At 44.1% G+C, this 20,510-nt stretch carries 15 protein-coding genes; 9 read left to right on the forward strand and 6 right to left on the reverse strand.

Annotation, left to right across the window (positions count from 1 at the left end; all coding sequences use genetic code 11):
* Positions 1-82: 82 nt before the first annotated feature.
* The 4 genes from FCL46_RS00395 to FCL46_RS00410 are packed head-to-tail and all read right to left on the reverse strand — an operon-like array spanning position 83 to position 3,270.
* Positions 83-799 carry a pseudouridine synthase gene (locus FCL46_RS00395; RefSeq protein ID WP_136808008.1) on the reverse strand — a complete coding sequence of 239 codons (717 nt, stop codon included), beginning with the start codon at positions 797-799 and terminating at the stop codon, positions 83-85.
* Positions 796-2,574: a UbiD family decarboxylase gene (locus tag FCL46_RS00400; RefSeq protein ID WP_136808007.1), complete on the reverse strand. Its 1,779-nt coding sequence runs from the start codon at positions 2,572-2,574 to the stop codon at positions 796-798. Before FCL46_RS00400 ends, FCL46_RS00395 begins: the two co-directional genes overlap by 4 nt.
* A gap of 3 nt (positions 2,575-2,577) precedes the next feature.
* On the reverse strand, positions 2,578-2,841 hold the full coding sequence (locus tag FCL46_RS00405) for a cytoplasmic protein (RefSeq protein ID WP_136808006.1): 264 nt from the start codon (positions 2,839-2,841) through the stop codon (positions 2,578-2,580).
* Between the two features lie 18 nt (positions 2,842-2,859).
* On the reverse strand, positions 2,860-3,270 hold the full coding sequence (locus FCL46_RS00410; RefSeq protein WP_136808005.1) for a secondary thiamine-phosphate synthase enzyme YjbQ: 411 nt from the start codon (positions 3,268-3,270) through the stop codon (positions 2,860-2,862).
* A gap of 688 nt (positions 3,271-3,958) precedes the next feature.
* Between FCL46_RS00410 and aroC the strand changes: the two genes are divergently transcribed.
* The 5 genes from aroC to FCL46_RS00435 all read left to right on the forward strand — a co-directional run bounded on the left by aroC (position 3,959) and on the right by FCL46_RS00435 (position 12,942).
* Positions 3,959-5,032, forward strand: a complete 1,074-nt coding sequence (gene aroC / locus FCL46_RS00415) for a chorismate synthase (RefSeq protein WP_136808004.1) — start codon at positions 3,959-3,961, stop codon at positions 5,030-5,032.
* Positions 5,033-5,051: 19 nt separating this feature from the next.
* Positions 5,052-6,773 carry a glycogen synthase gene (locus tag FCL46_RS00420; protein ID WP_136808003.1) on the forward strand — a complete coding sequence of 574 codons (1,722 nt, stop codon included), beginning with the start codon at positions 5,052-5,054 and terminating at the stop codon, positions 6,771-6,773.
* Positions 6,770-7,774 carry a type I glyceraldehyde-3-phosphate dehydrogenase gene (gap, locus tag FCL46_RS00425; RefSeq protein ID WP_136808002.1) on the forward strand — a complete coding sequence of 335 codons (1,005 nt, stop codon included), beginning with the start codon at positions 6,770-6,772 and terminating at the stop codon, positions 7,772-7,774. Before FCL46_RS00420 ends, gap begins: the two co-directional genes overlap by 4 nt.
* 329 nt (positions 7,775-8,103) lie before the next feature.
* Positions 8,104-12,378 carry a PEP/pyruvate-binding domain-containing protein gene (locus FCL46_RS00430; protein WP_136808001.1) on the forward strand — a complete coding sequence of 1,425 codons (4,275 nt, stop codon included), beginning with the start codon at positions 8,104-8,106 and terminating at the stop codon, positions 12,376-12,378.
* A 321-nt stretch (positions 12,379-12,699) separates the two neighbouring features.
* Positions 12,700-12,942, forward strand: coding sequence for a hypothetical protein (locus FCL46_RS00435; RefSeq protein ID WP_136808000.1), 243 nt, complete (start codon positions 12,700-12,702; stop codon positions 12,940-12,942).
* A gap of 42 nt (positions 12,943-12,984) precedes the next feature.
* Here FCL46_RS00435 and FCL46_RS00440 read toward each other — a convergent pair whose 3' ends face one another.
* Together FCL46_RS00440 and FCL46_RS00445 are read right to left on the reverse strand one after the other, a co-directional pair.
* On the reverse strand, positions 12,985-13,194 hold the full coding sequence (locus FCL46_RS00440) for a YgaP family membrane protein (RefSeq protein ID WP_136807999.1): 210 nt from the start codon (positions 13,192-13,194) through the stop codon (positions 12,985-12,987).
* Between the two features lie 39 nt (positions 13,195-13,233).
* Positions 13,234-13,524 (reverse strand): ArsR/SmtB family transcription factor, encoded by a 291-nt coding sequence (locus FCL46_RS00445; RefSeq protein ID WP_136807998.1) that lies wholly within the window; start codon positions 13,522-13,524, stop codon positions 13,234-13,236.
* Positions 13,525-14,073: 549 nt separating this feature from the next.
* Between FCL46_RS00445 and acs the strand changes: the two genes are divergently transcribed.
* The 4 genes from acs (at position 14,074) to FCL46_RS00465 (ending at position 20,508) form a co-directional block, all read left to right on the forward strand.
* Positions 14,074-16,065: an acetate--CoA ligase gene (acs, locus tag FCL46_RS00450; RefSeq protein ID WP_136807997.1), complete on the forward strand. Its 1,992-nt coding sequence runs from the start codon at positions 14,074-14,076 to the stop codon at positions 16,063-16,065.
* Between the two features lie 223 nt (positions 16,066-16,288).
* The gene (locus FCL46_RS00455; protein WP_136807996.1) at positions 16,289-16,858 is read left to right on the forward strand and encodes an isochorismatase family protein; all 570 of its coding nucleotides are present in this window, start codon (positions 16,289-16,291) and stop codon (positions 16,856-16,858) included.
* Positions 16,859-17,137: 279 nt separating this feature from the next.
* Entirely contained in the window at positions 17,138-19,786 is a 2,649-nt protein-coding gene (alaS, locus tag FCL46_RS00460) for an alanine--tRNA ligase (protein WP_136807995.1), read from the forward strand.
* A gap of 296 nt (positions 19,787-20,082) precedes the next feature.
* Positions 20,083-20,508 carry an ATP synthase F0 subunit B gene (locus FCL46_RS00465; RefSeq protein WP_136807994.1) on the forward strand — a complete coding sequence of 142 codons (426 nt, stop codon included), beginning with the start codon at positions 20,083-20,085 and terminating at the stop codon, positions 20,506-20,508.
* Positions 20,509-20,510: the final 2 nt, after the last annotated feature.

Raw genomic sequence — 20,510 nt, forward strand, 5'->3', positions numbered from 1 at the left:
GCAAGGGAATGTGGCTATAGGAGCTTTTTTTGCTCTAACTGTTTAGATTTAATCAGTTATTTTTGGGTTTGTAAAGAAGTTTCTATAAAAATATTTTTTTTAAATCCCTGGAGTTAAGTATTTTATGCTCTCCGGTGCCCAATTTCCCAAGATACAATTTGCCATAGGCAATTCTTTTGAGGCTGATGACAGGATTGCCTACAAAGTCGAACATTTTTTTGACCTGTCTTTTTCGACCTTCATGAATAGTGATTTTGACAAGTGTCTGACGCTGTAGGTGCTTGATCACCGAGATAACTGCAGGGGCGGTCATCTTTCCCTCTATTTCAACACCCTTTTCAAGATCACGTAGTTTCGCCTGCCCGGGATGTCCCTGGACCAGGGCTTCATACGTTTTATTTGTTTGGAATCGTGGGTGCTGTATTTTTTGGGCCAACTCACCATCATTAGTGAGGAGTAATGCACCCTCGGTGTCCAGATCAAGTCTACCGACTGGGAAGAGTCGCTGATCAATATCACGCACAAGAGAAGTAACTACAGGTCTCCCCTGTGGGTCTGAAAGGGTGGTGACATACCCTTTGGGCTTATTCACCAATACATAGATGAGTTCGTCTGGTGGGGACACCAGACGACCATCGCACATCACTGTATCTTTACCAGGCGTAATCTTCTCCCCCATAGAGGTGACGACTACACCGCTAACTGTGACTCGTCCCTGTTTGATGATTTCCTCAGCTTTTCGCCGCGAGGAAATGCCGCAATGGGCGAGATATTTTTGTAATCTTACCTGTTCTTTCATCTGTATCTCGCTGGAATTATCCGGTCAAACTTTTCGTCTACTAAGTTTTTGGTTGGCTGGTCGACTTCAAGGACGTCTGTGTACCAGGGTTTCATTCGGCAGTCTATTACTATAGGAGCACGCAAACCAACATGAAATCTTCTGACATTACTGGCAGAGGCATGAATATCGTTTGCAGGTTCAAATCGTGTAAAAAATGTCCAGAGAAATTCCTGCATGGAACAGGTAGCCTCTTCGACATTGTCAACCAGCAGAATGCATGGCCAGTTGCTCACTCCTTCCCACATTGCCAGCTGAGCAGGGAGTTCCTTATTTTCAGTGTAAGGGGTACCTTGGACTACTAGTGTACCTGGCAGAAAGGCTTTAGGCTTGGCGCATTCAGGTGGCAGGGTGCCGTTAAACTCAGTAGGGAGTTCACGAATTTTTTCTTTTCCAAGCCCCATCATCATGGCTTTAGAGCCCTTGTTGACAGAAGGGCCGGTATAATCAAGTGTATCCTGGGAGACATTGGCAAAGACAAAGAGGTCCTGGTCCCAGCGGACCCGTTCGAGTACATGCGGCCAGAGTTTGCCAAAATCAGTTACATCTACTTCGCCGTCTGTAACAATCAGGAACTTACTGAGCGAAAGCTGTCCTTCACCAAGAATTCTCAGACCACAGGCAAATGCCTCCCGCGGATAACGATCAGCTACACGGGCGGCAGCCAGACAATGAAAGCCTGTCTCGCCAAATGTCTTTAATTCGCGAACGCCTTTCATTACGAGTGGAAAGAGAGGAGAAAGCAGGTCCTGAAGGTAGTCACCAATGAAAAAATCTTCCTGCCGAGGTCTGCCAACTACAGTGGCTGGATAGATCGCATTGTTTCTATGGTAAAGATGGCTCACTTGAAAAACAGGATAATCATGTTCAAGTGAATTATATCCATAATGGTCACCGAAAGGCCCCTCTGGACGTCGAAGATGCGGAGGAACCTGACCTTTGATTGCAAATTCAGCATGGGATACAAGATCGTGTCCGCCACGAGGGTCACTTGTCATTTTTAATTTGTCACCCATTACAAGTGAGGCGAGCATAAGTTCCGGGATGTCCTCAGGTAACGGTGCAATGGCTGAGAGCATAAGTGCCGGCGGGCCGCCAATATATAATGTTAATGGGAGTGCCTTATTCGCTTTTTCAGCTTCGAAATAGTGATAACCACCACCTTTATGTATTTGCCAGTGAATACCTGTCGTCTGGTCGTCAAAACGCTGTATGCGATACATGCCCAGATTATGACCATGACCCTCTGGATGTTCAGTATAGACAAGGGGCAGGGTTACAAAGGGACCACCGTCACTATGCCAGGAGGTGAGCATTGGAAGGCTGGTAAGCTGCGAAGGGCTCTGGCAATTTTCAAGTATAGGTGCCCGTCCAGACTTTTTGAGACCAAGCTTCATGCAGTCGCTTATTAACCCTCGATTATCCCATAATTTGCCAGGGGTGAGTGGCATCGCGGTTTCTGCAAGGTTTACAATATCTTTGACGAACTGCTGAGGTTTACCACCGAAAGCAAGCTCAAGTCTGTTACTTGTTCCAAAGAGATTAGTAACGACAGGAAATGTAGAATTTTTGACATTGGTAAATAACAGAGCTGGACCGCCTTTTGCGATCACACGTCTGTGAATTTCTGCGATTTCAAGATACGGATCAACTTCTTCGTCAATGATGAGCAGATCGCCATCTTCTTTAAGTAAATCAATATAGCTGCGTAAATCGTATAACTTGTTGTTTTTCACGTTCTATCCTTTTAAATCCTTTACTTCAGACCCATGGGCTTTCTGCTGTAGAAAGAGGGTGTGGTATTCATTTTCAGAAAGATGTTTTTTTAATATGTTTTTTGTAAAGTCGGAAATAAATTGGCTGATTTCTTCGCTGGACATTCGTGATGCGAGTTTTTCAGCAAATTCGGCTCGACCTGCAAGTTGTAGAAAACAGGCAAATGATTGTTCATCAAGCTCACGGTTGAGACCAAAACAGATCTGCTCTGGAGAAATTTTTTTCATTGTAGTAAGTTGTGATGTTTATGGTTGTATAGTTTTACTCAGGTGGTATTGAACTTTCCTGGTCCGTGGTCCGTCAAACTCGCAAAAGAACAGATGTTGCCATGTACCCAGCTTCAGTCGTCCGTTTTCGATGGCTATAGTCAAAGATGCTCCCATGAGTGAGGCCATGACATGCGATGCTGAATTTCCTTCCCGATGTCTATAATTGAAGTTCATCGGTACGATTTGCTGCAATGCATCTATTATATCCAGGCGTACATCAGGGTCAGCTCCTTCATTGATTGTAATCCCTGCAGTAGTATGCGGGTTGAAGATATAGCAAAAACCTGTAGTGAATTCATGTTCGCGGATAAGCTCCTGTACCCTGTCTGTTATATCGACAAGCTCCATGTGAGAAGCCGTTGTAAGTGAGAATGTTCCTGAAAGCATTTCACCTCCTGCTTGTGTCAGAGAATAGATGCTCTGTTGTATTCCCGGTGGTGCCAGTATTGATAGTGGAAAAGCTAAAATAACTTAGACGTATTGGAAATAAAGACATTTTTAAGCAATACACAAACATCTGTTCGATCACTATAGGTTTTTTTCGGATTGCAGTCAATGTCCGCTGAATCTTTGATGATTGATCAAAGTCCATTTTATACTCGTGATGTGGAATGATAAACACTCTTGGGGAGAATGTGAAAAGAAAACTGCTGGTTAGTGAAAGATAATGCAGAAAAACTCGAGCTATCTCTGCTTGACAACGGCTAAACAGCAAATATTGTTAGTGAGTTTTGGTTGATAAGTAACGAATCTTGAACAGATTTTTCTTGTAGAGTATCGTGGCTCAGGTAAAACCAACAATTGGTAGACACTTTGCTAGCAGGCTGGTGTTTGATTTCATGGACACTGGAAGTCTCATTTGCCGAAAAAAAATGCAAATGTCGAAAATATAGTAGAAGATGAAAGGTGGGAACGTTTTTAGTGACATGAAGCAGAAGGGTTGAAAGAAACACTTCTGGTCTCTCCCCCAAAATACAATCTGATATCGAAGTAGACACAGCTGCAATGAATCCGTTGGGGCTGTTGATTATATAACAGAAGCATATCGCATTAGATGCGATGGGAGTTTGAGGTAATGGCTGGGAATACATTTGGAAAATGTTTTAGGGTAACCACATGGGGGGAGTCACATGGTACAGCTATCGGTGCAGTTATCGATGGTTGCCCTCCTGGAGTAGAGCTGGATCTCGAACGGTTACAGCGTGAAATGGATCGAAGAAAACCGGGCCAGGGTGGGGCATCAAGTCCACGCAAAGAGCCGGATAGAGTCGAGGTATTGTCAGGGCTTTTCTGTGAGCAGCCAGGAGAGCTCCCGAAAACCACGGGAACACCGATCTCCCTTGCTGTCTACAATAAAGATGCTCACTCTAAATCCTATGATAATCTCCGTGAAATTTATCGTCCGGGGCATGGCGATATTACCTATAATGCCAAATACGGCGTACGTGATCATCGTGGTGGCGGCAGATCTTCTGCCAGAGAAACAGCCGCGCGAGTAGCAGCTGGAGCAGTTGCTGATCAGATTCTGGAGCAGTTCGGTATAAAGGTGTGTGCCTATACGGTTGCTCTGGGTGGCATAAAGGCTACAACGTGTGATCTGGCAGAGATCCAGGATAATCTCTATTATTGTCCTGATAAAGATGCTGCGGAAAAAATCGATAAACGGGTGAGTGAGGTTCGTAGGCAGGGCGACACCCTTGGGGGGATTGTTGAAATACGTGCAACCTGCCCTGCAGGCCTCGGTGAGCCGGTGTTTGATAAACTTGAGGCTGAACTCGCCCATGGTCTAATGTCAATTGGAGCTGTAAAAGGGATAGAATTCGGTAGTGGATTTGCCGTTGCCGATATGCTTGGTTCTGAAAGCAATGATGCCATCGGGCCTGATGGGTTTTCAAGTAACAACGCGGGTGGAATACTGGCCGGAATTTCAAGTGGGCAGGAACTTGTTATACGGGTTGCTGTTAAGCCGATTCCTTCAATTGCCAAAGAACAGCAGACAATAAATCGTCAGGGTGATGCTGTTACAATCAAAATTGGCGGTAGGCATGACATTTCTGCAATTCCCCGAGTTATCCCTGTGTGTGAAGCGATGGTGCGTATAACTTTGCTTGACCACCTGTTGCGACAAAACGCTATTTTTCCCAAATAAGGATAAGAGGCTTGACGGCATGAAACAGTCACCTGTTAAAAATATATGGATGATCGCCAGGGAGTATGGTGATCTTGCAGGCGCAGGTGGAGTAAAGGATGTCGTCCGCCAACTTGCGGATGCACTTGCAATTGACGAGAATCTGTCAGTGACTATCGTCATACCTATGTATGGTTTTGTTCAACCTGAAGAATATAATCTGGTTCAGCAGACTGACCCGCTTGATCCCTCAATCCCGCTTGAGTTTGAAGTGGCAATGAATTACGGCCTTAATGAACGGTGGGAAAGCTGTAGGGTTTATAAGGGGAATCTGAGTGGTGTAGATTTATATCTCATTGATTCAAAACGATTTCGTGAGAAGTATAGTGTCTATACATATACGGATAAAGATACAGGGGCGGAAGAATGGCAAAAGCCTGGTATGGGGCATTACGATTATTTCGCGATGAATCTGCTTCTTCAAAAGAGCAGTCTTGAGCTTATGGTACTGCTCGATGATAAGCCAGATGTAATTCATTGCCATGATGGTCATACCGCGCTAATTCCCGCATTGATTCATGAGTGCCAGGGGTGGCGAAGCTATTTCAGAGATACCGGGTGTGTGGTTACAATTCACAATGCTGGTATTGGGTATCATCAGGAAGTGGCGGATTTGCCTTTCGCCCAGGGAATGACAGGGTTGTCTTGGGGCTGTATAGGAAATAATCGTCTTTCAGGAAAATTTGATCCTTTTCTCGCGGCGGGTGAATATGCAATACTTAATACTGTGAGTGAAAATTATGCCCGTGAATTACAGGAAACTGACGAAGATCTGAGAACAGACTGGTTAAGTCATACTCTGCTTAAACGTGGGGTGAAAATCGAAGGGATTACTAATGGCATCAATCCTGATGATTTTAATCCGCTGGCAGGTGAAAGAATTGGGCTGGCGGCCTCATATGATCCTTCTTCTGACGACGATGATCTTGAGGGGAAACTTCGGTGTAAATCACATCTGCTAAAAAAATTACATCTTCTGAATGAAATCGATGGAATAACATTACATGGCAGATTAGAGAAAGATGCCACGCACCCGTTGTTTGCCTTTATTGGGCGACTAAGCGAGCAGAAAGGTGTCGATTACTTTCTTGAATCGATAGAATTACTTTTCTCTGAGCACCAGCATGGACAGGCGCTTATATTGGGGACTGGCAGTGCCTTTCTTGAGGCGGGGATTCGTTCTCTTGCAGAAAAAGAGAGTATGCGCGGCAGATTATGTTTTATACGGGGCTATAGCCCGGAATTGGCCAATCAGATTTTTTCTGCCTGTGATTTTTTCGTTATACCTTCTCGTTATGAGCCGTGCGGACTTACTGATTATATTGCACAGCTTTTTGGTGCTATCCCGGTTGTTCATCATGTTGGTGGTCTTGTAAAAGTCGAGAAAGGTAAAACAGGTATTGCCTACTCTGGTGATTCTGTAGAAGATCTGCTGGCAGCCCTTCAAGAGGCGGTTGTTCTTTATGAGAAGAAGCCTGCTTTACGAACGATGCAGCGGAGCGCTCTGGAAGTTATCCGCAAAAGGTATACCTGGAGTGTTGTGAAGGGAAAATATGTGGCCCTGTATGAGAGGGCTAAAGAGCGGAGAGCAAAGGGTCGTGCTACTGTGAACGGTAGGTTGGCCCGGTCTTCGGGTAGTATAGAATTGATTAACGAACCTATTGAGGGGGGATCCCTCGAAAATAAGGAGATAGCGACATGACTGTGAAGATCGGGATTAATGGATTTGGTCGTATTGGTAGAAATATGTTCAGGGCCTTAAGTAAAGACCCGGCTTTTTCGGATATTGAAGTCGTTGCAATTAATGATCTCACTGACACGCCCACGCTGGCGCATCTTCTCAAGTATGATTCTGTCATGGGTGTTTACGACAAAGATGTAGAGAGTGATGAAAACGGGATCATTGTTGACGGAAAGCATGTTGCGGTCTCCAGTCATAGAAATCCCGCTGATATTCCATGGGGACAGCTCGGAGTCGAGTATGTCGCAGAGTGTACAGGTATTTTCAGAGATGCGGATTCTACCCAGGCACATATCGACGCAGGTGCCAGTAAGGTAATAATTTCTGCACCGGCCAAAGGTAATATCAAGACGTTTGTTATGGGCGTGAATGAAGACGAATATGACGCTACCCAGCATCATATTGTTTCAAATGCTTCATGTACCACTAACTGCCTTGCTCCGTTTGCCAAAGTTATCATGGATAACTTTGGGATTGAGCGCGGATTGATGACAACTATTCATGCCTATACCGGTGACCAGCGCCTGCTTGATTTTCCCCATTCAGACCCCAGACGTGCACGCGCTGCAGCTCTTTCTATGATTCCTACAAAAACCGGTGCTGCGGCTGCTGTTTCGCTGGTAATTCCTGAATTGAAGGGGAAGTTTGACGGACTCGCCGTTCGCGTACCTACCCCGACAGTATCCCTTGTTGATGCAGTAATGGAAGTTGAGAGAGAGACCACTGTAGACGAAGTAAATCAGGCACTCAAAGAAGCTGCAAACAGATACCTTGGATATACAGAGTTGCCATTGGTTTCTATTGATTTTCAAGGTGACGGGCGTTCATCAATTGTTGACGGCTTATCAACCAAGGTTATTGGCAAGACTGTAAAGGTGATGAGCTGGTATGACAATGAATGGGGATATTCAAACAGGATGCTGGACCTGATTTTGCACATGGAGGCAAACAAGGCTTTATAAGCATTGTCGGACAGCCTCCTAGGAGGTTGTCCTAGAATAGGAATTTGGGTCAAAGTCGAGGCATTCTCAAAAAGCAAGCACAGCCATATACATGATATCGAAGTCTCACTTCGTTCGCTTATCTGCGAGCATTGTTTTTTTGAGAATAACGAAGAGTTTGGAACAAAGGCCATTGTCGGACAGCCTCCTAGTACAACGCCCCGTGAGTATTCCTCCTGGGGCGTTTTGTTTTCAGCTCATGCTATAAAAAATATCGGCAAGAGTATATTCCTGTAAAGGATGGGTCAGCATAAATGACCGAATTGTAAAATGATCTGCCAGGTTACGTTATGAACAACGCAAATATTGAAGGTGCTATTGAATCCGATGCACTGAAGGCGAATCTTCTGGAGACAGCTGGGAAGGTTGAGATAGATCCTGAACTTCTGGTGTTGCTTGAGGTTGTGCAAAAATATAAAGGTTTGCACTCATCGCTTGAAAAGCTGTTGTATGAGGTGTGTCATCCCTTTCGAAACTGGAAGATCATTTTGCCGCAGTTACGCAGTTTTGTACTGAAAAATAGTGGACATTACCGCGCGCATGAAAAAGGTCCTGAAGCCTTCCGCCTCTTTGGACGCCTTTTTTTCGAGGCACTTGAGGATTCCCAGCGATATCCGGCACTCTTGAACCAGGTAGTCGGGGCGAAACTGGCATGGATCGACAAGATGATCACCATCTTTGATCATGAAGATTTGCACCGTTTCGAAGAACCGCTTAATGAGTTGTTTACGAAAATAGAGGAGCTTGACCGCGAAGATGACGCGATCATAATGCACATCGTCCATGGCCAGCATTCTGTGAAAAAACTGGCGACCAGGCTCGTGGGCTTCAGTGAAAAAGAGGATTGGAATTTTGACTATAAACCTCTTGCATCTTTAATTAAAACTGTGCTCAGGAAAAACTATCTTTACTGGTTGCATGAAGATGATCCGCTTCCATGGTTTATGGAGAATTGTGGTTTTTTGCGAGATGATCCAGAGTGTTTGAAGTTATTTAACATGCTCTCCCATGAGGCAATGAACGAGCATGTGAGGATTCTTGAAAATGATGGTCTGGAAGAGAACCCTCTTACCGAGCTACAGAAATTTCTCACCCTTCCGGGGCATGTTGATATAGTCAGGCACTACAGGGAAGTGCCCGGCATGTTGTCAAGTGCCGAACAGGGGATGTCGCCCAAGACTGAAGAGACTTATGAAATTCACCACTTTATCGAAAATCAGAAGCTTCTGTTCCTTTTCAAGATCATGGATACACGAGGATTGTATCTGATACACGAAGAAACTCTGCGTGAAATAAATCGGAGTCTGGTTCAACTTGTAAGGCAGCAGACATTTGAAGAGATTGAAGAGTTTCTATTAACAACTTTTAAACTCCTGAAGGCGAATGTTGTAAAATTTCCACACACTTCTCTTCAATGTATTCAGGTTTTGGGTGGTGAGGTCTTTGATCGTGGCAACAGTAGGATGGTTGAGGCCTTTCTGTGGGGAGTAGTGCGTTTTGGTTTTCAGCATGCCAATGTATCTGGTGTTGATGAAAACTGGCAGCCGCTTGTAAATCCAGCTCATCTCAGCAACATCCGTGTATGGCTTCACCTTATCATGCGTGAGCCCAAATGGTGCGGTACGCTTTTTTCAGCGCTTATTATTCATCTTAAACTATCTGGTACATGCGTAAAAGACACCGATCTCTTTCAGCGTGATATTACAGAACTCCTTAATCACCCCATTGAGCCGATTTATAATCTCTCAAAGCAGTTCACTAAACTTATGCCGGTATTCTATAATGAAATCGGTTCAGAAGGAGAACTGCGTGACGTTTCCACAGAGCTTGATGAGATACATAAAAGAAAAGACCTGCTTATTCATTTTCTTAGAAAACAGGGGCATGTCGAGAGTTCTAACCTGATAGTTGATTTTATTAAGTCGATCTTTCTCTTCTGGAAAACCAGGGAAAAGAATCTCCTGATTCCTTATCTACCAGAAGAGATATATGTACAGGTATCTACTTTCGGGCCATTTATAGATGATCAGTACCATTTGAGCCAGAGAGTATGGAGTCACCTGGGGATAAAAGACGTTGATGATCTCCTTGAACTGAATCACGATGCGCTGCTTGCCTTTCTTACCAGACAGACCGATTTGCAAAAACATGAAATTCGCCGGTTTGAATTGTTGGTGAAAATGTTTAAGCTCCTGTATCAAAAATATAAATTAGGATTTCAGGAAATCCGGACCGAGCTGAAGGCTGGTATTCAGGATGGCTTTGTAGAGATGGAAAAGATTCTTGATGTCCTTGACAGCGAGGATACTGAGCAGTGTCTTGAAGTTACTCTTGAAGCGCTTGAGGAATTAAAAGCAATAATATTATCTGAGCAAAAGTTCGAATCACGAGAAGATATCTACTATAAACGGCATATTGCTGTCGATATTCCGTCTGTGTACGGCAGGTATAAAGAGAAAAAATTTGATGCGCTTAGTCTGACATTCAGGTTAGAAAATCTTGCGAATATTTATCTTGAGAAACTTCCGGATACCGTCAATCTGACATTTATTACCCAGGCAACATTCTGGAATATTGTGAGGTGCCTGCGTTTATTCATGAAAGCGTTAAAAATTGACGGTATTACATCGAGAAGGCTCAATATATATCTCACCCTGCTGACAAACTCGCTGAAGGTTAGAAGGTTTTCTTACACCCAGTATCTTGATATTTTTCGAGGCCTTTCTGAAGGGGTTAAGGATATCATGTATGCGTATTATACTAATATCCATCAGAATAATCTTTCAATGATTATTCCGCAGATAGGCCAGGAAAATCTTCTGCAGAAATATAAAAAACTTTATGATGAAGACGAACTGAGTAACTCGGTACAAAGGTTGTCAGAAACCTTCCTGCGAGAATTGATATCCTCTACCTTTGGTCTGCAACATCTTGATAACTTTATTCTCAGGATTATTCAGACTCTTGATAGTCAAAAAGATGTACTCGACAAGCAGCACCTTGACCTGCTGATGACGTATAATCAGGAGAAAACACTTTCACTTCTGCATAAACCAAATCCGTATACGCACAACCTGATTCATCTAGGTAACAAGGGATTTAACCTTGCAACGCTCATGGCGGAGAATATTCCGGTTCCACCTGCATTTGTGATAACCACAGAAATTTTCCGCTGTCGTGACGTTGTTTTTGGTTATAGCCAGGCAAGGGAAGAATTCATGCAACGTATACGTGAATCTCTTCAGGAAATAGAGAATCTCACAGGGTGTAAATATGGTTCAGGTGAGCGGCCGCTTCTGCTATCTGTCCGAAGTGGTGGAGCTATTTCGATGCCTGGTATGATGGCAACCGTGCATAATGTTGGTTACAACGAGGACCTTATAGCTGATCATGTCAAACGCGATGGCAATGAATATGTGGCATGGGATAATTATAGACGATTTCTGCAGTCGTGGGCGATGATCTCAGGTGTGGAACGAGAAGATTTTCAGGGGTTAATGAACCAGGCCAAGGAAAAACATGGTGTAACTCTAAAGCGTGAGTTTTCTGCCGAACAGATGAAGGGATTAGCCCTGTCTTATCAGAAACTTGTCCGTCAGAGAGGGCTTGGTATTCCCGATGACCCATGGTTACAATTGGTAAATGCCATCGAATTGGTACTTGATTCATGGGACACATCAAAGGCCACCGACTATCGTCGTATCATGGATGTAAGTGATTCGTGGGGTACTGCCGTCATTGTTCAGGCAATGGTGTACGGAAACCTGAGTGATAAGGCGGGGTCTGGTGTTGTTTTTACAGCACATCCTTACAGAAAAGTTCAGCGGGTTGCCTTGTGGGGAGATTATGCCTATGGCGATCAGGGTGAAGATATTGTTTCAGGTCTGGTAACAAGTTGTGCAATATCTGTTGAGCAGGCAGAGCTTGACGGCAGGTCTGTCGATGAGACACTTGAGAGGCGATTCCCTAATATTTATTCAGAGTTACTGGAGATTTCCCGGGACCTTGTTTATCATAAACACTGGAATCCTCAAGAGATCGAATTTACTTTTGAGGGGCCTGAACCTGAAAACCTTTATCTGCTTCAGACTCGTGATATGATAACTATCAAGAAAAAGGAGCATCTCAATGTATTTGAAGATACACCACAGCTGTCAGAGTCGCATCTTGGACAGGGGGTAGGTGTGTCGGGTTCAGCACTTTCCGGCAGAGCTGTTTTTACAGAAGAGAATATTCTTGAAATGAGGGCAAAGGACCCTGACGCGCCGTTGGTACTTATACGTGCCGATACTGTACCGGAAGATATCAAAGTAATAAGTATGGCGGATGCGTTGCTAACATCGCGTGGCGGGCAGACTTCGCACGCTTCGGTTGTCGCAGTACGTCTTGAGAAAACATGTGTTGTTGGTGTTAAGCAATTAAAAGTATTTGAAACAGCACAATACTGTGAGATTGGGGCACATCGTATTTATTTTGGCGATGCTGTATCACTTGATGGTAGAAGTGGTGCAGTGCTCTACGGTACACATTCTGTGCGGGAAGAGCACCATATCCTGCCGATATAATTCCTGCCAGCATACCAGCGGGCGGACGTTCAGTTCGCCTGCCTTTTTTAGAATTCCAGTTGAATTAGACTGTTAGGTAATAAGCCGACTGCTGTCATTTTACTGATCGGAAAAAAAGCGATAATAATCAGTAAATTTGCCGATTATAGTGGACATTTCTTCTGATGTGTATATATAATTGATGACATAACATCATTGTTAGGCATGTCTGCCGTTATCTCTATGTATATCTTACTAACGTTTCGTTGTTATTGCATTATATTGATTTTTTAATTGACAGATCTATTAAACTATATTCCAAATCGGATGAGGTGAATATTTATGGCACCCAAGGCGTATCTCAAAGGACCAAAACTGTTTTCACTTGCTCGGAAAAAAGCATTACGTATGGACATTCCTCAGCACAAGGGAATCAAACTTTCTGAACTAATCTGTAGAATCCAGGAAAAAGAAGGCAATATACCGTGTTACCAGCGGCAGGAAATGTGCGATGAAGCAGGTTGCTGCTGGCAGGCTTCATGCAATAGTCGTATGATTGAAAAAACAAAAATTGGTAAAGCCTGACGCTAAGTTTGAGTGGGAGGGAGGTTTTCCCACTGTGAACTTTCATCGCGTTTCAGGGATACCTATTTTTTTCAGGATGAGTGCGAGTGGACAGAATTTAGTTAAACCGTATTGAAAAAGGTTTAACCCTACAAATGCGGTGAATAGTAACCAGTATTTACTATGAAATACTGGACTGATTTCTACGCCAAGAGAAAGACTGATTAAAATAAAGATGCCTGCAATTGTATGGACCCAGTCAGTTATTATCATCTTTACACCTTTATACGGTCTGTTTTTGTTTGCACCTGATCAATCGAAATCCGGGCAAAATAGATTTCTCATGGTCTGAATCAGTTCGAGGATGCGTTTGTCTGTAATTCTATTATAGATAAAATTTGCATCTTTACGGTAGTCTATTATCCCTTGACTCCTCAGTATGTTCAAATGCTGAGAGACATTGGCGTTGGTAGTTTCCACCTGATCGCGAATATCCCCGACTGAAAGTTCGTCGTCCTGCAGCAAGCAAAGAATTTTCAGACGGATAGGGTGTGACATCGATTTCAGGATTTTTGACATCGAGTCTATTTGTTCATCTTTCATATAATGTATCCTTACACTGTTATTTAGCTTTTAATGTAATGGTTATGTTCTCTTTGTAAAGGTATATCTGAATGCTCTTTTTTAACAGGGTTTTCTTTCAGATGGTAGAAAAAGTTTCATACTTTTCGTGTCTTACCTTCAATTGTTGTCCTTTCGCGGTATCTTCTCCTTTCATCTATCTTGCATTGTGTCTACTATCAGAAAGGAGTGGGGCCTTGCATTCATGTATCGCATTTTCAATGATGAAATGATTTGGGTTGTAAACGAAGTGCCTCTGGCGGGTTAAGGCAGTAGCCTGAGTTGCCGAGAGCAAAATCTTTACCTGAATTTTGCGATCACGTATAGTGATAATTTGCTTCTTATGTGGCAATACACTAAAAAATATGCTCTCATCATGAGTTAGAGATACTCGAATATATGTATGATCATCAGCGCAAGAGGTGTATGATCGTCAACAGTTAATTGTTCCGCTGCATCATCCTGAAATAAGAATCAGGGTAATACCGATTCTTTGTATCGATATACAACTGTATAGAAGGAGGTGGCGTTATGAACAGTGATAGTAATAAGAAGGCACATGCTGTCCTGAGGCAGAGTTCATTGCCTCCCCCGCAACAGCCGAAGACCCATTCCTCTGTGAATCGTACTGACAATACAACTGATACACCTCTGAGTTCTCTTGAGAAGATCTCAGAATTCTGGGCCGAAAAAGCGGAAAGCTTGCTGGACTGGTCTGAGAAATGGTCGACGACTATGGCTGGAGATGTTGCAAATTTTGATGTCCGATGGTTTGAAGGTGGGCGACTCAATGTTGCATATAACTGCCTGGATCGGAATCTGGTAAACGGGCGGAGAAATAAGGCTGCTCTTATCTGGCAAGGTGACAAAGACGAAGATTCACGTGTGTATACTTACCAGATGTTATTTCGCGAAGTTTGTCGTTTTGCCAATGTTCTAAAAAAACGAGGGATCAGAAGAGGGGACAGAGTTGTAATATATATGCCGATGATTCCGGAGTTTGCGATTGCCATGCTGGCCTGTGCTCGAATTGGAGCAACACATTCCGTGGTTTTTGCAGGATTTTCAGCAAAAAGTTTACAAGACAGAATTCAGGACTGTGAGGCAAAGCTTCTTGTTACTGCAGATAATATAGTACGTACTGGCAGGGTCCTGCCGCTCAAGGATAACGTTGATAAGGCTCTTGGCCATTGCCCGAGTATTTCAGGTTGTATAGTTGTCAGAAGAGTTGGGATGGATGTCGGTATGCTTGATGGTCGTGATTACTGGTATCATCTTGAAATGCAATCCGCTGATATCTCGGATGATTGTGAGCCCGAAGTTATGGAGGCGAATGATCCGCTATTTATTCTTTATACATCCGGGTCAACAGGTAGTCCCAAAGGAGTTGTACATAGTACCGGCGGGTACCTCTTATATGCACTCTATACCTGTCGCAAGGTATTTGATCTCAATGATGATGACATTCACTGGTGCACTGCGGATCTTGGATGGATCACAGGGCATTCGTATCTCCTGTACGGGCCTCTTGGGCTCGGGGCAACCTCATTAATGTTTGAAGGGACACCTTCCTATCCTGGTCCAGACAGATATTGGCAGATTGTCGAAAAATACAGGGTAAGTATAATATATACTGCTCCGACTGTGATCAGGGCTCTCATGAGGTACGGGACGGAGCCTGTAGATATACACGACTTGTCATCCTTACGATTGCTCGGTTCTGTAGGGGAACCTATTAGCCCGGAAGTGTGGCACTGGTATCACGGTGTTGTTGGTAGGGGAAGTATTCCTCTTATTGATACATGGTGGCAGACTGAAACCGGCGGAATAATGATCGCGCCTCTTCACGATGAAACCAGGCTGAAACCTGGTTCTGTCGTTAAACCGCTTCCTGGAATTGATGCAGTGGTTCTAAATGAGGATGGTGAAGAGGTGAGTCAAGGTGAGCGAGGGCGGTTGGTTATCAGAAACCCATGGCCTGGTCTGTTTATCGGGATTTTTATGGATAGAGAGTGTCATGCATCTCATAAGCTCAATGTATTTAAGGGTGGATATGATACCGGTGATGGTGCCTGTTGTGATGAGGATGGATATTTCTGGATCACAGGAAGGGGCGATGATGTTATAAATGTTTCAGGTCACCGCCTGGGTACGGCGGAAATAGAAGCTGCTTTAGGATCACACCCTGCTGTAGCTGAAGCCGCAGTGGTAGGAGTGTTTCATCCTATAAAAGGGCAGGCTGTATATGCATATATTCGTTTGCAAGAAAATTTTAGTGAAACTGAAGCATTGTTCGCGGAACTATGTAATCATGTCAGGTTGCAGATAGGCCCTATAGCAACTCCTGATATGTTGCAGTGCGTTTCAGGGTTGCCTAAGACGCGTAGCGGTAAACTCATGAGAAGGGTGTTGAAGAAGATTGCCGCAGATGACTTTGACAATTTTGGTGACACCTCGGCATTGGCAAATCCATCGATTATCGACACGCTCATTGCATCGAAAAAAGCACTGTCAGCTGAGTGAAAAGGATACGTTGCTGGTGTGAAAAAATGGTGGTTGAATCATTGAATCATAGAGAAATGAGAGCTTTTTTTCAGGAATTATAGGATAGGCTTGAATCTCGTTTGAGAAAAGAGTTAATTAGGCTGATATTTGAAAAGAATTTCATAGTCCTGGCGAAATTCCCGTCCATATTGATACGAGGGGTGGTAATTGCGCTGCTTTGGGTAATATTACAGGAGCTAATATGGATAATGCTCGTTTATTAAAGCCTGAATCCTGCTATCTGCACGTCATTGATGTTCAGCAAAGCCTGATGCGTCAGGTGCATGAAGCTGATCAGGTAACGGCAACCACTGCATTAATGATGAAGTGCGCCGCAATACTTAGGCTCCCAATTGTCGCTAATACTCAGTATAAGAAGGGGCTTGGTCTATATGTTCCCGAGATTGAAGTGTTGGTAGAGGGCATTCCACGACCTGATAAAGTTGAGTTTAACGGATTGGCAAACGAAGAAACATGTAATGTCGTGGATGCTCTTTCTAAGTCGATCGATACGGTAATTCTGGTTGGCGTTGAAACCCATATCTGTATCTATCAGACAGCAATGGGGGCATTAGCGAGAGGGTTAACACCGTGGATTGTTTCTGATGGGGTTTCCAGTAGACGAAAAGAGAATCATGAGGCAGGCCTTGCACGTTTACGAGATGTTGGGGCGAAAGTCGGGCCGGCAGAAATGCTCGTCTATGAACTTCTTGAAAAAGCAGGAACTGAACAATTTAAACAGGTACTACCGCTTATTGTTGAGCAGAATTAGATGGTTTTCGGACTGGACACTAGTGCCATGTCATGTGTCAGATATCGTAATAATTTGAAGCTTTTTCTCTTCCTGCAAGGCATGACTGATTGAGCGTAGCAGCGCTATGTAACTGAAGGATTAACGAAGTCAGGAAGTGAAAAGGGCGAGCAGAATTAGACATCTGAGGCATGGCAGGACACGAGATAAATTTTACAGAAAAATGAATCTGGCAGTTGATCTCCCATGCTGAAAATCAGCGAGAGTGCTGCTAAGAAATACTTACATAAAAGAAAAGTTATGAATGGTAACGAAATACGCACACGGTTTTTAGAATATTTTGAGAAAAAGAATCACACACTGGTTGAGAGTTCCTCACTGGTTCCAAAAGATGATCCTACACTGTTGTTTGTAAATGCCGGTATGGTGCAGTTTAAAACGGTTTTTATGGGTGAGGATAAACGTGATTACGTGAGAGCGGTAACCAGCCAGAAGTGTGTTCGTGCCGGTGGAAAGCATAATGATCTTGAAAATGTTGGTTACACCGCACGGCATCATACATTTTTTGAGATGCTGGGTAATTTTTCATTCGGTGATTATTTCAAGGAAGATGCAATACGTTTTGCCTGGGAATTCCTGACAGTTGAGCTTGGACTTAATCCGAAGGACTTATGGGTTTCCATTTTTGACGATGATGACGAAGCTAACGAACTGTGGGAGAGAGTAGAGACTCTTCCTAAAGGTCGTATTGTCCGTATGGGAGAAAAGGACAACTTTTGGGCAATGGGTGACACCGGACCATGCGGGCCGTGTTCAGAAATTCATATCGATCAGGGTGCAGAGGCCGGTTGCGGTAGTCCCGACTGTAAGCTTGGTTGCGATTGTGACAGGTTTCTAGAGTTGTGGAATCTCGTTTTTATGCAATTTAACCGCTCTGAAGACGGTACAATGACTCCTCTGCCTAAGCCAAGTATTGATACAGGTATGGGGCTGGAACGTGTTGCCGCTGTTTTACAGGGAAAGGTCAATAACTACGATTCTGATCTGTTTACTCCAATAATGGCAAGGCTTGAGAGTTTGTCCGGCAAAAAGTACGGTCCTGTCGATTCGGTAAATATAGCAATGCGGGTTATTGCAGACCATGCACGGGCAACCGCTTTTCTTGTAGCTGATGGAGTGTTGCCATCAAACGAAGGGCGAGGATATGTTCTTCGCAGAATTATGCGGCGTGCGGTGCGTTATGGTAAAAATCTCGGCCTTGAGAAGCCCTTCCTTGAAGAGGTTACCCGTGAGGTCGTTTCCAGCATGTCCCATGCATATCCTCAGCTCAACGATGCAGCAACACTTCTTGTGAAAGTTGTGAATAACGAGGAAGAGAGGTTCAGGGAAACTCTTGAGCATGGTCTCCAGTTACTCGATGAAAAAATTGCTGAACTTGCAAATGTGGAGGAAAAAGTTATTGAAGGTGGTTTTATCTTTAAACTATACGACACCTTCGGTTTTCCATTTGATATTGTTCGAGATATCGCTCTTGAAAAAAATGTAGGATTTGATGAGCCGGGATTTCTTGCAGCAATGGAAGAGCAGCGTTCAAAATCGCGGGCCTCACGAAAAGGCGAAGGGGTTCGGCTTAAATCCAAAGGTGTAAAACAGATTGCTGATAAAGGATTGAGAACTGAGTTTACCGGTTACGATTCTCTTGTAGAAACAACGCTGGTGGAAGCGCTGATCAGTGATGAAGGCGAAATTGTTGAGGAACTACAAGCTGGAAGCTCCGGACGTCTGTTTGTTACAAAAACACCATTTTACGCAGAGTCAGGCGGACAGCTTGGCGATCGTGGTGTTGCCACCTGGAAGGGCGGTATGGCCGAGATTACCAGTACTCAGAAAGAAGGGGATAACCTCGTCTTGAATGACATCACGGTCAAGGAAGGTGTCTTAACCGCCGGGCAGGAGGTAGAGTTGCAGGTTACGACATCAGAACGTCAATCGACTGCAGCAAACCACTCAGCCACCCATCTGTTGCAGGCAGCTCTTGTTTCTGTACTTGGTGACCATGTTAAGCAATCGGGCTCTCTTGTTGGTCCTGACAGGCTCAGATTTGATTTCACCCATTTCTCACCATTGACTCCTGTAGAAATCGCAAAAATTGAAGATCTCGTTAATCAGCAGATCAGAAATAATTATCCTGTTGATACAGCAGTATTAGCACGCGAAGACGCCATTCAGGGTGGAGCGACTGCTTTGTTTGGTGAGAAGTATGACGAAAATGTCCGGGTAGTTGCGATGGGCGGTTTTAGTAAAGAACTTTGCGGTGGAACTCACGTGAAGGCATCCGGTGATATCGGAGTTTTTAAAATTTTGTCAGAGGGTGGTATTGCTGCAGGCGTCCGCAGGATTGAGGCAATAGCCGGTAGTGAGGCATTTGAATATGTCCAGTCTGTATGTCGCAGGGATCGTAAGCTCGGTGAGTTATTGAATGCCAAGGATAATGAAATTGTAACCAAAGTCGAATCAATCCTTGCTAACCAGAAGAAGCTTGAGAAGCAGGTTGCTGAGTTATCAGCGCAACTTGCTACATCCGATCTTGATACAATCCTTAAAGATACCGTTGATGTTGAAGGGGTAAGGGTACTCGCTGCAGAGATTCCACTGGACAGCCCGAAGACTTTACGTGATGTTGGCGATAAGGTTCGGGACAATCTTGATTCAGGAGTTGCCGTTATAGGCGGGGTCATAAAAGGAAAGGTTGCCCTGCTTGCAATTGTCTCAAAAGATCTCACAGGAAAAATCAAAGCAGGTGCTGTTGTAAACGAGGTTGCACAGATTGTTGGCGGTAAAGGGGGCGGGCGACCTGATATGGCTCAAGCTGGCGGTCCCATGGTGGATAAGCTGACGTATGCAATTAGTCAGGTCCCCGATCTCGTTGGTAAGCTGCTAAAAGGGTAGAAGAACATTGAAAAACAGGTTTCCGCAGAGAAACCTGTTTTTCGTTTTATGGCGTAAAGAGGGCTAACTCTTTCTGGTTTCAACTGAAAACGTGCCCGTGTAAAATCGATAAAGTGGTTGACATAGACCCATATATACAGTAAGAATTTTTTGCTATTGTGAATGGTCGTTCAGTGTAAAATTGGAACGATTCTCTATTATTGATGTACAGTTCGCCTTGGTCGCGGTCATCATTCAATTAATTGAATGTTAGTTTTTTTATTTTTCTTATCCAAGTTAATCGGGAGCTTAGTGACATGATTACGATGGACATTACTTTGGTGATTCAGATCATCAACATGTTTGTACTCATGTTTCTCCTCAATGGTGTTCTTTACAAGCCTGTAAAGAAGATCCTTAAGGAGAGATCTGAAAAGCTGCAGGGGATGCAGGTGGATATCTCAGAATCTGAGACAAAAGCCAGGACCCGACAGGAAGAGGTCGATGCAAAAATGGCCAAGGCGTCTGGTAGGGCAAAGGCGGCACTTGACTCGGCTCGCGCTGAAGCGCAGGCTGCAGGCGATGCAAAACTAGCTGAAATCAAATCTGAGGCAGAGTCCAGCAAGGCTAAGCAACTTGTTGAGATTAAGTCTCAGATTGATGAAGCCAAGAAAGGTCTTCAGGCCAATCTTGATGGTTTTGCATCTGAAATGGCCGGTAAAATTTTGGGAAGGAGTCTCTAACG

This window comes from Desulfosediminicola flagellatus (genome assembly GCF_005116655.2).
GTDB classification, from domain to species: domain Bacteria; phylum Desulfobacterota; class Desulfobulbia; order Desulfobulbales; family Desulfocapsaceae; genus Desulfopila; species Desulfopila flagellata.